The 15,730-nt window shown below is 71.0% G+C and carries 1 protein-coding gene; it reads right to left on the reverse strand.

Features of this window, described 5'->3' with window-relative positions:
* Nucleotides 1-15,730, reverse strand: a 15,730-nt coding sequence (locus NM961_RS23350) for an SDR family NAD(P)-dependent oxidoreductase (RefSeq protein ID WP_255916838.1), incomplete at both ends; no start/stop codon positions are given.

Here is a 15,730-nt window from a genome sequence, read left to right on the forward strand (position 1 = left end):
CGGCGCGGCCGCGGCGGCAAAGCGGCGCGGCGCGGCCGGCGCCGGCAGCGCCGTCGCCGCCGCAGCCGCCGCGGTCACGGCGACCGGCCGGACCGGCTCGGGCACGGCCAGCAATTCCTGCAGGCGCTGCGGATGGGCTTCGCGGAAATACGCGGCCAGCGCCTGGATGGTCTGGTGTTCGAACAGCAGGGTCTTGGACAGCGGGCCGAAATGGCGCTCCAGCTGGTTGGTCAGGTCGGTGACCATGATGGAGTCGATGCCGTAGGCCTCCAGCGGCGCTTCGGCGTCGATGCGCTGCGCCGGCAGCTTGAGCACGCCGGACAGCAGTTTCTTCAGATACAGGCTGACCCGCTCGGCCGCCACGCCGCCGGCTTCGCCGCGCTCGATCCGCACCGGCGCCGGTGCCGCTGCCGGTATGGACGCCGCCGGCGGCGCCAGACGCGGCCGCGTCAGCGCCTGCAGCAGCGGATCCACCGCGCCCGACAGCACCAGCACCTGTTCCTCGCCCGAGGCGACCGCGGCGTAGAACGCGCGCAGACCGGCTTCCCGCGCCAGCGGCGCCAGGCCGAAATGCTCCAGCAGGCGCGCCTGGGTCTGCGCGTCCACGCTCATGCCGCCTTCGGCCCAGAACGGCCAGTTGATCGACAGGCTGCGGCCCTGGCGTTCGCCGCGGCGCACGCGCGCATTGCGCTGGCTGACATAGCCGTCCATGAAGCCGTTGGCCGCGGCGTAGTCGCCCTGGCCCACATTGCCCAGCGCGCCGGTCAGCGACGAGAACACGATGAAGAAATCCAGCGCCAGGTCGGCGGTGGCTTCGTCCAGCGCGACCAGCCCGCCGACCTTGGCCGCGAACACGGTGCGCACCTCGTCCATGGTCTTGCGCACGAGGAAGTTGTCGCGCAGCACGCCGGCGGCGTGGATCACGCCGTTGAGCATGCCCCACTCCTGCGCGATTTCCTGTACCAGGGCGCGTACCGCCGCGGCATCGCTGACGTCGAGCTGGCGGTAGGCGACGCCGGCGCCCAGGCCGCGCAGTTCCGCCAGCGCGACTTCCTGCGCTTCGTTGAGTTCCGAGCGGCCGGCCAGCACCAGATGCACGTCCTCGGCGTACTGGGCGATTTCGCGCGCGAAGATCAGCCCCAGGCCGCCGGCGCCGCCGGTGATGAGGTAGACGCCGCCGGATTTCCACGGCCGCACGCTGGCATCGGCTTCCTGCAGCGGAGTCCAGCCGCGCACCTGGCGCTGCTCGGCCACGTAGCGCACTTCGCTCTCGGCTGCGGCGGCATCCTCGCCCAGCAGCGCGGCCAGGCGGGCCGGCTCGATCTGCCCCGGCAACAGCAGCAATTGGCCGTGGATCTGCGGATTTTCCAGTTGTGCCGTACGCAGCATGCCGGCCAGGCCGGCCTCGATGCCTTCGCCGCGCGCAATCGCCACCTGCAACAGCGCGCGCGCCGTCGGCCGCCCGCGCAGCAGCTGCTGCAGCCGGCCCAGTACCACTTCCGCCGTGGCGCTGAAATCCAGTTCGCCATCGGCCGCGGCCGCAACCACGCCGCAGATGCCCGCGCCTAGCTGGGCTTGCACCGCCTGGGCCGTGGCCGCCTCGAAACCACACAACAGCACCAGGCGCTGCGCCGCTGCCGGCAGCACGGGCGCGGCGGCCGCAGCCAGCCATTGCGGCTTGAGCAGGGCCATGCCGGTGGTACCCGCGACGCTGTCGCTGGCCACGCGCACGGCCAGGCCGGTCAGGCGCACCATGACGTCGCCATCGATGTCGCACAGATCCACGTCGAACTTGCGCAGCTTGTCGCCGGCCACGCCATCGGCGCTGAAGCGGATCCAGGCGCCGCAGACACTGACGCAGCTGCCGTAGATCTCAACAGATTCCAGGGCGAACGGCAGCAGCGCCTGGCCCGGGCGCGACTCGCCCGAGGACAGGCCTATAGCCGACTGCAGCGCCGAATCCATCAGGCTGGGATGCAGCATGAAGCCGTCTTCCGCCGCTTCGGGCGGCAGCGCCAGATCGGCCCAGACCTGGCCCTGGCCGATATGGATCTGCTCGATGCCGCGCAGCGACGGCCCGTACTGCATGCCCATGCCGGCATAGCGGGCGTAGCAATCCTCGCCGCTGAGCAGGGCTGTGTCGCAGTCCGCCTTGACGCCGGCCAGATCGATGCGGATAGGTCCTGCGGCTTCACCGACCAGCGCCATGCCCTGACAGTGGACGATGCGCTCGCCGCCGGCCGGCTGGCTGCGCACTTCAAAGCGGATCTGCTGGCTGTCCAGCGGCTGCAGGGCGATATGCACGCGGTTGCCGCCGCTGGCCGCGGCCAGCGGCCGCACCCAGACCACCTGGCTCAGGCACACCGAACCCGGGCGCGCCTCGCCCAGGGAGCGTTCCACCGCGGCGCGGGCCATTTCCAGATAGGCCACGCCGGGCAGCACGCGGCGGCCGTTGATGACGTGATCGGCGAAGAAGAATTCGTCGCCGGCGAAGCTGGAACTGAAGCGCTGCTCGGACAAGTCCGAGGTGTTCTCGTGCAGCAGCGGATGCAGCAGGCGCGGTGCGCCCGGGCTGCGCGCCGTGGTGCGCGGCTGGCCGGCGTCGGCGAGGTCGATCCAGTAGCGCTCGCGCGCGAACGGATAGGTCGGCAGGCTGATGCGCTGCGGCGCGGCGCTGCCGGCCAGGGCGTCCCAGTCCAGCGCCAGGCCCTTGACCCAGAACTCGGCCAGCTTGCCCAGCTTGCCCTTGCTCAGCCAGCTCGCGACCGCGATGCGCAGGTCGTCGTCGGCCTCGAACGCGCCCAGCGAATCCTTGTTGCGGCGCACCTGGCCGCGGTACAGCGCCGGCACTTCGGCGCCGCGTCCGGCGAGGTAGGCGCCGAGCTTGTCGGCCGCCTCCGCCGCCGTCGTCGCGATCAGGGCGAGGCGTTCTTCCATCGCCTCGCGGCCCACCTGCAGGGTATAGGCCAGGTCCGCCATGACCGGCGCGGTTTTCAAGGTTTCGCGCAATTGCTGCACGCGCCCCTGCAGGCGTTCCTCGTCGCGCGCCGACAGCACGATCAGCACCGGCGCGGGCGGCGGCAGCGGCCGCGTCGGCGCGACGTATTCCTCCAGGATCACATGGGCGTTGGAGCCGCCGGCGCCGAAGGAGGAAATGCCGGCGAGACGCGGCTGCTCGCGGCCGTCGCGGACCGGCCGCGGCCAGGCCGACAGCGTCTGCTGCACCACGAACGGCGTGCGGCTGAAATCGATGTTCGGATTGAGCCGGCGCGCATGCAGGCTGGGCGCGAGCTGGGCGTGGCGGAATTGCAGGATCAGCTTGGTCACCCCGGCGATGCCGGCGGCGGCCTCCAGATGGCCGATATTGGATTTCACCGAGCCTATTGCGCAGAACTGGCGCTCGTCGGTATCGGCGGCGAAAGCCTGGCTCAGCCCGGCGATCTCGATGGGATCGCCGAGCACGGTGCCGGTGCCGTGGGCCTCGATGTAGCCGATCTGGCGTGCGTTCAGGCCGGCCTTGTCCAGCGCGGCGCGCACCAGTTCGGCCTGGGCCTGCGGGCTGGGCACGGTATAGCCGTTGGTCTTGCCGCCGTGGTTGATGCTGGTGGAGCGGATCAGCGCATGGATCACGTCGCCGTCGGCGCGCGCCGCGGCCAGGGGCTTGAGCAGCAGCGTGCCCACGCCCTCGCCTGGCACGAAGCCGTCGCCGCCGTCGCCGAAACTCTTGCAGCGGCCGTCGCTGGACAGCATGCGCGGCACGCACAGCGCGACGTAGTTGGCCGGGTGCAGGTACAGGTTCACGCCGCCGGCCAGGGCCAGTTCGCACTCGCCGCGGTAGATGTGCTCGCAGGCCTCGTGGATCGCCGTCAGCGAGGCCGAGCACATGGTGTCCACCGGCATGCTGGGGCCGGACAGGTTGAACAGGTAGGAGATACGGTTGGCGACCGAGCTGAACGAGGTATGCGGATGCGCGTCCTCGCCCTGGGCCCACAGCGGCGGGCCGTACAGCTCGAAGCCGGTCTTGGTGATGCCGGCGAACACGCCGACGCGGCGGCCGTGGCGCGTGGCCAGGCGTTCGCGCGTATAGCCCGCATCTTCCAGCGTCGCCCAGCAGGATTCGATGAACAGCCGCTCCTGCGGGTCCATGTCGAAGGCTTCGCGCGGCGAGATGCCGAAGAACAGCGGATCGAACTCGGTCACGCCGTCGATGAAACCGCCCCATTTCGCGTAGTACTTGCCGGCCGCGGCAGCCTGCTCGCGATCGGGCAGGAAGTGGGCGTCGACCGCCCAGCGCTCGGCCGGGATCTCGGTGATGCTGTCGCGGCCCGAACTCAGGTTGTTCCAGAACGCGGCCAGGTCCGGCGCCTGCGGATAGCGCCCCGACAAGCCGATGACGGCGATAGGCTCGCGCTGCCCGGCCGCTGCCCGCCGCGGCGGCCGCAGCGCTTCGCGCCGCGCGACCGGCATGCCGGCGGCGGCCGGTGCGGCCGGCGCAGCCTGCACCGCGGCGTCCAGCCCGCACCAGCGCAGGCAGGCCGCGCCATGCTCGGCGACGAAATGCGCCGCCAGCGCCTGCAGGCTCTGGAATTCATAAAGCAGCGTTTTGGAAACTTCGCCGAATATCGGTGTGAACTCGCTGTTCAGGCGCATGATGAGCAGCGAATCGATGCCGTAGCTTTCCAGCGGCTCGTCCGCGGCGACCTGGTCCGGCGCCAGGCCGGCGGTGCGGGCCAGCAGCAGCTTGAGTTCGTGCACCACCCGTTCGGTCAGCTGGCCGCCGTCGACCGCGGCGCTCTGCACCGCCGCCGGCGCGGCGGCCGCGGCGGCGCGCGGACGCACCGGCTTGGCAGCCGGTGTCGGCGCCGTGCCGAGCAGACGCTGGCGCAGCCGCAGCGGCTGGCCTTGCAGCACCAGCACCTGCGCGCTGCCGCTGGCCAGCGCGGCGTAGAACGCGGCCAGGCCGGCCGCATCCGGCAGCGGTTCCAGGCCGAAGCCGTCGCGCATGGCCGCGGCCACGGCCGGATCGACGCGCATGCCGCCCTCGGCCCACAGCGGCCAGTTCAGCGACAGGCTCACACCGTAGCGCCGGCCCTGCGCAACCTCGCGCTGGCGCCAGGCGCTGAAGCGGTCCATGAAACCATTGGCTGCGGCGTAATCGCCCTGGCCCACATTGCCGTAGACGGCGGCCAGCGAGGAGAACGCGACAAAGAAGTCCAGCGCCAGTCCGGCCGTGGCCTGGTCCAGCTCGACCAGGCCGGCGACCTTGGGCGCGAGCACGCTGTTGAACTGGGCCGGATCCTTGCGCAGCAGGAAGCTGTCCTGCAGTGTGCCGGCGGAATGAATCACGCCGTCGATGCGGCCGTGCTGCGCCAGCACGTCCTGCACGCAGGCCTCCAGCGCCGCCGCATCGGTCACATCGACCGCGCGGTAATCCACCGTCGCCCCGGCACAGGCCGCGGCGAGTTCGGCCCGGCGCGCGGCATCCAGCTGCGAACGGCCGGTCAGCACCAGCACGCTGCGGCGCGTCCCCGCGGCGATCTCGCGCGCAAACAGCAGGCCCAGCCCGCCGGCGCCGCCGGTAATCAGGTATACCCCGCCGTCCTTCCACGGCGCGGCAGGCTGCGGCGGCGCCAATTCGCGCCAGGCTTCCACCTGGACCGAACCGTGCTGCGCATGAATCACGGCGCCGTCCGGCGCCGCGCGGCTGTTGCTCAGTACCTCGCCCAGCTCGGCCACCGTCAGCGCCGGCGCCACGATGACCAGTTGGGTGCGCAGACGCGGCTGTTCCCGCGTGGCCGAACGCAGCAGGCCGGCGAGTCCGGCCAGGTCCTGTTCGTTCGCGGCGGGAATCGCCAGCTGCAACAGGGACTGCTCCGGTACGCCTTCGCCCAGGCGCCCCTGCAGCCAGCGCAGCACCTGCGCGGCATAGTCCGCATAGCGCGCCGCGCGGGTGCTGGCGCGGCTTTCCAGCCGGGTCAGCGCGGTTTCCGGCAAGGCCGCCTGCAGCGCCGGCGCGCGCCGGTCGTCGGTGCCGAAATCGCACCACAGCAGCCAGTTCGCTGCGCCTGCCGCGGCGCCGCTGCGCTTGAGCGCGACCAGTTCCGGCGCCAGCAGCATCGTCGCCGCTTCGGCCTCGGCCTGGCTGCCGTCCAGCACCAGACCCTCGCCGCGCAGGAACACCAGGCCGTCGCTGCCGGTGACGTCGAAATCCAGCTCCAGCCGGCCACCGCTGGACCAGGCGCGCACGACCAGTACGCTGTGCTCGGCACAGGGCGCATGAATGTCGAGCACGGACAGCTGCGCCGGCTGCGCCGCCGCGCCCGGCACCAGCAATTGGGCGAGCGCGCGCAGCGGCGCCAGCAGCTCGGCCGGGACCAGGCCGTCGCCGGACGGCAGATCGATCTGCGCCAGCGCGAACGGCAGTCCGTCGGTACCTTCTCCCAGCATCAGCTGGCTCGCGCCGGGCACGCCGGCCAGCTGCGCCGCCTCGGCCGGGCGCGCCTGCTGGCGCAGTCCGACGAGATCCACATGTGGACGAACGCCGCCTGCCAGCAGTTCGGCTACGCCGCTGCAGAACACGCTGTCGGCTTCGCTTTCGGCCGCTGCCGCGGCGATGACGACTTCGATCCGGCCCGCATCGACCGCATGCAGCTCCACCTGCAGATCCAGCCCTTCGGCGCCGGCGGCCGCCGGCTGCTGCCAGGCCACATCGCGCAGCCGCAGCGGCTGCGCGGCGCTGCCGGCTTCGTCCTGCAGTGCCTCGCGCACGGCCAGGCGGGCGATCTCCAGTTGCAGCAGCGCCGGCAGCTGGCGGCCGCCGAGCGGATCCTCGGCGAAGAACGCTTCGCTGCCGTCGAAATGCGAGGCGAAGCGCTGTCCGCTCAAGGTGGAGACATTGCGCTGCAACAGCGCGTGCAGCGCGGCGGCGGTGGCGGCCCGCGCCGGCAGCGCCGTGCGCGCGAACCAGTAGCGATCGCGCGCGAAGGGATATGTCGGCAGGCTGATACGGCGCGGCATCACCGCGGCGTTGGCGTGCATCGCCTCCCAGTCCACGGCCAGGCCGCGCACCCACAGTTCCGCCAGCTTGGCCAGCTTGCCCTTCTGCAGCCAGCCGGAAATGGCCGAGCGCAAATCCTCGTCCGCCTCGAACACGCCCAGCGCATCGCGGTTGCGCCGCACCTGGCCGCGGAACAGCGCCGGCACGTCCTGGCCGCGGCCGGCCAGATAGACGCCCAGCTTTTCCGCCGCTTCCGCGGCGCTGCCGGCGACCAGGGCGAGGCGCTCGTCCATGGCCTCGCGCCCGACTTGCAAGGTATAGGCAAGATCCGCCAGCGCCGGCGGATTCTGCAGCGTGTGCAGCAATTGCTGCACGCGCATGTGCAGACGGTCCTCGCTGCGCGCCGACAGTACGATCAGCACCGCGCCGGACGGCGCCGGCAGGCGCGCCGGCGGCGTGTATTCCTCCACCAGTACGTGCGCGTTGGAACCGCCCGCGCCGAAGGAGGAAACCCCGGCGATGCGCGGCTGTTCGCGCCCGTGCACGCGCGGCCGCGGCCATTCGCCCAGCTCGCGCTGCAGCACGAACGGCGTGCGGCTGAAATCGATGTTGGGATTGAGCACCTCGGCGTGCAGGCTGGGCGCGAGCTGGCCGTTCTTGAGCTGCAACACCAGCTTGGTCAGGCCGGCGATACCCGCCGCCGCCTCCAGGTGGCCGATGTTGGACTTGACCGAGCCGATTGCGCAGAACTGGCGCTCGTCGGTATCGACGGCGAAGGCCTGGCTCAGGCCCGCAATCTCGATCGGATCGCCGAGCACGGTGCCGGTGCCGTGGGCTTCGATATAGCTGACCTGGCGCGCGCTGAGCCCGGCCTTGTCCAGCGCGGCGCGGATCAATTCCGCCTGGGCCACGGGATTGGGCACGGTATAGCCGTTGGTCTTGCCGCCGTGATTGATGCTGGTGGAGCGGATCAGCGCGTGGATGTTGTCGCCGTCGCGCAGCGCCGCCGCCAGCGGCTTGAGCAGCACCGCACCCACGCCCTCGCCCGGCACGAAGCCGTCGCCGCCCTCGCCGAAGCTCTTGCAGCGGCCCGCGTTGGACAGCATGCGCATGGCGCTGAGCGCGACGAAGTTGGACGGATGCAGATAGATATTCACGCCGCCGGCCAGGGCCAGCTCACATTCGCCGCGGTAGATGTGCTCGCAGGCTTCGTGCACAGCGGTGAGCGAAGCCGAACACATGGTGTCGACCGGCATGCTGGGGCCGGACAGGTTCAGCAGATACGAAACCCGGTTCGCCATGGAGCCGAACGAGGTCTGCGGCAGCGCCATCTCGCCGGGCATCCATTCCTGCGCGCCGTACATCTCGAAACCGGTCTTGGTGATGCCGGCGAACACGCCGACGCGGCGGCCGTGGCGCGTGGCCAGGCGTTCGCGCGTATAGCCCGCGTCTTCCAGCGTGGACCAGGCGCACTGCAGGAACAGACGTTCCTGCGGATCCATGCTGAAGGCCTCGCGCGGCGAGATGCCGAAGAACAGCGGATCGAATTCCGCCACGCCGTCGAGGAAGCCGCCCCATTTGGCGTAGTACTTGCCGCTGGCGACGGCCACTTCGCGGTCGGCCGCGAAGTAGGCGTCCACGGACCAGCGCTCGGCCGGGATCTCGACCACGCTGTCGCGGCCGTGGGCAAGGTTGTCCCAGAACGCATCCAGATCCGGTGCCTGCGGATACCGGCCGGACAGGCCGATGATCGCGATGGGCTCGCGCCGGCCGGCCGCCTGCAGCGTCCCGCGCCGTGCCGGACGCGCCGGCAGGCTGCGCGGCGCGGCGGCCGCAGCGGCAGGCGCCGCCAGATTCGCCGCCGGAGCGATCGCTTCCAGTCCGCACCAGCGCAGGCAGGCTGCCACGTGCTGGCTGGAAAAATACTCGGCCAGCGCCTGCAGGCTGTGGAATTCATACAGCAGCGTTTTGGACACTTCGCCGAAGATCGGCGTGAACTCGGCGTTCAAGCGCATGATCAGCAGCGAATCGATGCCGTAGCTTTCCAGCGGCTCGTCCGCGGCGATGCGCTCGGGCGCGAGTTCCGCGGTACGCGCCAGCAGGAGCTTGAGCTGGTGGGCGACCCGTTCGCGCAGCTGGTCCGCATCCACCACGATCGGCGCCGCGGGCACGGGCTCGGCGCCGCCGCCGAGCTGCTGGCGCAGTTGCGCGGCATGGCCGCGCACGGCGACCAGCAGATCGGAGCCGCTGGCCAGGGCGCGGTAGAAGCTCGCCGTCGCCGCGGCGGCGTCCAGCGGCTTGAGGCCGCAGGCCGCGCCGAGCTTGGCCGCGGCGATGCCTTCGGCGTCCGCATCTGCTCCGGCCAGGAACGGCCAGGCCAGCGCCACGCTGCGGCCGTGGCGGCGGCCCTCGGCGCATTCCTGCACGCGCCAGGCGACGAATCGCTCGGCGAAACCATTCGCTGCGGCATCGGCGTCGGTGCCCGCCTGGGCAAAAGCCGGCAGCGCGGAAACCACGACGAAGAAGTCCAGCGCCTGCGCCGCGCTGGCCGCGTCGAGCGCGACCAGCCCAGCCAGGGCCGCGGCCAGCCCGCGACGCAGCGGGCTGCCGCCCTGCTCCGCCGCAATGTCGCGCGAAGCCAGGGTATGGATCACGCCGTCGAGACGGCCGTGGCGCGCGATCGCCGCCGCAACGGCGGCTTCCACGGCCGCAACATCGCCCAGGTCCAGCGCGTGGTACTCGACCGCGGCCGTGCCGCTGGCCGGACGCAGCAGCGGGTCGCCATCGGCGGCGCCCAGCAGTATCAACTGCACCGCGCTGGTCTGCGCGGCGATTTCGCGCGCGAACAGCGCGCCCGCATCGCCGCTGCCCAGGGTAATCAGATAGACGCCGTTTTCCTTCCACGGCCGCAGCGCCGGCAGCGCCGTCGCCACTTCCTGCCAGCGTTCGACCTGCGCAGCGCCCGGCAGGGCACGGATCACGCTGCCGTTCGCACTGGCGCGCGCGGCGCGCAGCACACCGGCCAGTTCCACCGCGCCCAGCGCCGGCGCCACGGCGATCAGCTGGCAGCTCAGGTCCGGCAGGTCGCGCGTGGCGGTCTGCAGCAATGCGGACAGTCCGGCCAGGTCTTCGTTGTCGTCCGCCGGCACGGCCAGCTGCACCACGCTGCGCGCAGCGCCGCTGCGCAGCTGCGTCGCGCACCAGCGCTGCAGCTGTGCCGCGCAGTCCGCATAGCGCGCGACGCGATCATCGCCGCCGCCGCCCAGCCGCACCACAGCCACGGCGGGCAGCATTTCCTGCAAGGCAGCCATGCGCTGGTCGTCGGCCGCGAAGCCGCACCAGAGCAGGCAGCCGCCGGCGGAGTCCGCCGCGCTGTCCCGCGGCAGCGGATCCGGCTGCCGCGCGAGCAGCAGGCTGACCGCACCGACCGCGGCGCGCACCGGCGGGCCGCCGAGCACCACGCCGCGGCCCTGTATGCAGACTTCGCCGTCGTCGGAAGCCAGTTCGAAGTCCAGGCACACGCCCTGCTCGTGCGAGCGCAGCCGCAGCACGGCGATGCAGCTTTGTGGACACGGCGCAAAAATCTCCAGACTGTCCATCGCCCGCACCTGCGGCGCGCTGGCGAATTCCGGATACAGCGCCAGCGCCATGCTGCGCAGGGCCGGCAGCAGGGCCAGCGGCAGCGTGGAATCGTCGCAGTTGAGCCGCAGCTGGGCCAGCGCGAACGCCATGCCGCTGCCGTCACGGCCCAGGGCCAGCTGCAGCATGCCGTCGGGCGTCTGGGTCTGCGCCGCGCTGCTCTGGCTGCGCAGCCGCGGCAAATCCAGCAGCGGACGCAGGCCCAGCGCCTGCAGGCGCGCACGCCCCTGCCAGTACAGCGGCGCTTCCTCGTCGTCGCCCGCATCCCCGGCGATGACGACATCGATCGCATCGCCGGCCGACAGCAGTTCCACGTGGACATGACGGCCGCCGGTGAGATTCAGCGGCCGCAGCCAGGCCAGTCCGGTCAGATGCAGCGGCTGTTCGGCCAGCGCGTCTTCGTCCTGCAGCGCCTCGCGCAGCGCCAGGCGCACGATTTCCAGCTGCAGCAGTGCGGCAATCTCGCGGCCGCCCTGGCCGTCATCGCGCAGGAAGCCTTCCTGGCCGCTGAACCAGGAGCTGAAACGCTGCCGGCTCAGGGTCGAGGTATTGCGCTGCAGCAGCGAATGCAGCACGCCGACCGAAGCGCTGGGCGCGGCCACGCCAAGCGCCGCCTGCGGCGTGAACCAGAAGCGCTCGCGCGCAAACGGATAGGTGGGCAGGCTGATCCGGCGCGGCCGCTGCGCCGTGTACAGCGCGGCCCAGTCGATATTCTGGCCCTTGACCCACAGCTCCAGCGCCCGCGTCTGGCGTCCGCCGCGCAGCCAGCCCAGCATGGCCGACTGGATATCCTCGTCGCCGCTGTAGAGCGAGATCAGTTCCTTGTTGCGCCGCGCCTCGTCGCGGTACAGGCCTTCGACCGCGTCGTCGCCGGCAACCACACGCGCCAACTTCGCGCGCAGCTCGGCCAGCGAACCGGCGATCAGCGCCAGGCGGTGCTCCATCGCGTCGCGGCCGACCTGCAAGGTATAGGCGATATCCGCCAGATCGTTCTCGCCGAATGCGCCGCCGGCCAGCGCCTGCAGCAGCTGTTCCGCCTGCCGCTGCAATTGCTCCACGCTGCGCGCCGACAGCACGAAAATGCCCGACTGCGGTCCGGCCGCCGGCGGGTTGTGCGGCGGTGCCGGATATTCCTCCAGCACCACGTGCGCGTTCACCCCGCCGAAGCCGAACGAGCTGACGCCGGCACGCCGCGGCAGCGCCTGGCCCTGGGCATCATGCAGCACCGGCCAGGGCTGTGCCTCGCGCACCAGCCGGAACGGCGTGCCGTCCAGTTCGATGTACGGATTTATTTCTGCACAATGCAGACTCGGCGCCAGCTGGCCGTGCTGCAACTGCAGCAGCACCTTGATCAGGCCGGCCGCGCCGGCCGCCATTTCCAGATGGCCGATGTTGGTCTTGACCGAGCCCAGCCCGCAGTGCGCCGACTCGACTACCGCGCTGCCGCTGTCCAGATACAGCGACTGGAATGCACTCTTGAGCGCATTGATCTCGATGGGATCGCCCAGCGGCGTGCCCGTGCCGTGGGCTTCGATATAGCCCACCGTGCGTACGTCGATGCCGGATTCGCGGTAGGCCTGGCGCAGCAGGTCCGCCTGGGCCTTGGGGTTCGGCGCCGTCAGCGAATTGGCGCGGCCGCCGTGGTTTTCCGCACTGCCGCGGATCACCGCGTAGATACGGTCGCCGTCGGCCTGCGCCGCGCTCAGCCGCTTGAGCAGCAGCACGCCGACACCTTCGCCGCGCACATAGCCGTTGGCCTGCGCCGAGAAGGTCTTGCAGCGGCCGTCCTCGCTCAGCATGCCGGCCTTGCTGAAGCTGATATGGCCTACCGGCGTGGGCAGCGTGTTGACGCCGCCCGCCAGGGCCATGCTGCAATCGCCTGCATGGATCGCACGCACCGCGCGATGCACGGCGACCAAGGCGGACGAACAGGCGGTTTCTATCGGCTCGCTGGGACCGTGCAGGTTCAGGAAATAGCTCAGCCGGTTCGGACCGACCGAGGGCACCGAGCCGGTGGAACTGTAGGACTCGATCACGCCGCTGCTGCGCCCGGCGATCTCGCAATAGCCGCTGCTGCCGGTACCGATGAACACGCCGGTATCCGAGCCGGACAGGCTGCGCGGCGCATGGCCGGCATCTTCGATCGCTGCCCAGGCATGCTGCAGCAGCAGGCGCTGCTGCGGATCCATCAGCATCGCTTCGCGCGGCGAGATGCCGAAGAACAGCGGGTCGAACTCGTCCGCACCTGCGATGAAACCGCCCCACTTGGAATGGCTGCGGTTCGCTTCCGTCTGGGAGTCGCCATGGATGACGCGCCAGTCCCAGCGGGAAACCGGTATCTCTTCGATGCTGTCGCGGCCGGAAATCAGGTTCTGCCAGAACGCCGCCAGATCGTCCGCCTGCGGGAAGCGGCCGCTCATGCCGACAATGGCGACAGGTTCGCGCTGCGCCGCGGCCGGTGCCGCGGCTATCGATGCGCCAGTGGCCGATGCAGATACTGGGGCATCGCCCGGCAGCCAGCGGCCGCGGCGGCGCGGCGCGGCAAGCTTCGTTGACAAAATTTGCGAATTTTCAAAAGCGGCCTGCGGCACGCCCGGTGTGGCTGCCGGGCCGGATTCGGCTACGGCCGTTCCTGCCGCTGCCGCAGTATCCGGCGCCGCGACCCAGCGCTGCGCCCAGCGCCCGTCGTCGATCCGGGCCAGGTGCTGGGCCAGGCTGCGCAGGCTGGGCTGTTCAAAGAACACCGTCGGCATCAGGCTCAGGCCGAACTCGCTGTTGAGGCGGTTGGCCAAGGCGGTCAGGCTGATCGAATCGAAGCCGTATTCGCTGAACTCCGCATCGGCATCGAGATCGCTGCGCGAGACTTTGAGCAGGGCCGCCACTTCGTCGTACAGGCGGCCCAGGGTCCAGTCGGTGATGGAAGCGGTGCGGGTGGCTTCCGACGAGACCGGGGCGGACGCCGCTGCGGAAGTAGCCGCTGCGGATGCGGCTACAGCGCTCTTCACTGCAGCCCGGTTGGCTGCATCCGGCGCATAGGCACCATAAGTACCATTAACCGCATTGGCCGCATTTACCGCGTTGGCACTGTCATGTGCCGAAGGTACCGCAGCGCCCTGCCAGCCCTTCACCGCCGCCCGCACCAGCACCTGCGCGGCACCGCTGGCCAGCGCCTGGTACAGCGCCGCCCAACCCTGGGCCGTCGACAGCGCCAGCGAACCGTGCCGGTCTTTGAGCAAGGTCTGCGTCGCCGCATCGATGCGCATGCCGCCGTCGGCCCAGTACGGCCAGTTCACCGACACCGTACGGCCCTGCCGTTCACCGCGCGCCACGCGCTGCTGGCGCTGCTGCGCAAAGCCGTCCAGGTAACCATTGGCCGCGGCGTAGTCGGCCTGGCCCGCATTGCCCAGCGCCGACAGCGACGAGAACACCACGAACAGATCCAGGTCGACCGGGGCCGTCGCCGCGTCCAGCGCTTCGACACCGGCGACCTTGGGCCGCAGTACCTGGCGCCATTCCGCCGCGGTCTTCTTCAGCACGAAGCTGTCCTTGACCACACCGGCTGCGTGGATCACGCCGTGCAGCGCGCCGTGTTCGGCGATCACCGCGGTCACCAGTGCCTGCACGGCCGCCGCATCGCCGACATCGACCGCGTGGTAGCGCACCGTCGCCGCGGGAATCGCCGCGCTCAACGCCGCCTGTGCCGCCGCATCCAGCATCGAGCGGCCGGCCAGCACCAGGGTCACGCCTTCGGCCTGCTGCGCGATTTCCTGCGCGAGCAAGCGGCCCAGGCCACCGGCACCGCCGGTAATCAGATACACGCCGCCGGTTTTCCACGGCGTTGCCGCCGGCAGAGCCGGGGTAGTCGGCAGATCGCGCAAGACACGCTGCTGCACGGCACCGTCCGCCCAGCGCAACTCCACCGCGTCGCGCGCCGCCGCATCCTGCAGCGCCGCGGCCACCTCGGCCGGTTCCCGCGACGCCACTTCGATCACCTGACCGCGGACCTGCGCGTGTTCTTCCTGCACCGTGCGCAGCAAGCCCGCCACGCCCAGCGCCAATGCAGGTGCCGCGGTACCGGCCAGCACGACCTGCAGCCGCACCGCTTCGCGCGCACGCACGGCCGCCTGCGCCGCTGCAAACACCGCCAGCGCCAGCGCTTCAAATGCTTCGGTGGCGGCGCCATCCAGCGCCACGGCAGCGCACGCCGTAGCGCCCAGTTCTGCTGACACGGCCGCGGCCTGCGCCGCTGTCGCACCCACGATCAGTACCTGACGACGTGCCGCCGTCGAGGCCGACGAATCCACACCTGCACTGTCGGATCCGTGCACCGCTGTCGCATCGACAGGGCCAGATCGCTGCATCGTTGCCGCGCCGTCAGCTCCCTGCACCGCGGTCGCACCCGCCTCCGCCGCCACCCACTGCGGCTGCTGCAGCGTCACTTCCGCTTCTGCTGCCGACACCGCCGTGCCCGGCGCCGCGGCCATCACCGGCTCGGCCAACACCCGCGCCGTAAACCCGCTCAGTTGCACCTGCACCCGACCCGCGTCATCGCACAGGTCCACGTCCAGTACCGCCAGCGCACCGCTACCCGGCCGCACGCGCACCCAGGCCCAGCCCTGTTCCGGACTGCGCCCCCACACCGTCACGCTCTCCAGCGCAAACGGCAGCACCGGGCGGTCGGCGGCGCCATCCGTCACGCCCTGCGCCGTCTGCAGCGCCGCGTCCAGCTGGCCCGGATACAGCCAATAGCCCGCCGCGTTGACGCGCGCCTCCTGTTCCAGCCGGCCCAACGCCTGCCCGTCGCCCGCCTGGATCGATGCCAGGCCGCGATACGCTGGGCCGTAGACCATGCCCTGCGCCGCATAGCGCGCATACACCGCGGCATGGCCGATCGGCCGCGGACACGCCGCACCGATCGCCGCCACATCCATCGTCCCGCCAGCCGCGTCCGCACCCACCCGCGTCGCCCGGCCCTGGCAATGCACCTGGATCTCGCCGTCGCCCGTCTCGGTATAGATGTGGAACGCCAGACCGCCGTCGCCTTCCACCCACACCGCCGTCTGCACCGCCCGCGGACTCGACACTGCCAGCGGA

Origin of the sequence: Tahibacter harae, assembly GCF_024437735.1 — a bacterium.
GTDB classification, from domain to species: domain Bacteria; phylum Pseudomonadota; class Gammaproteobacteria; order Xanthomonadales; family Rhodanobacteraceae; genus Tahibacter; species Tahibacter harae.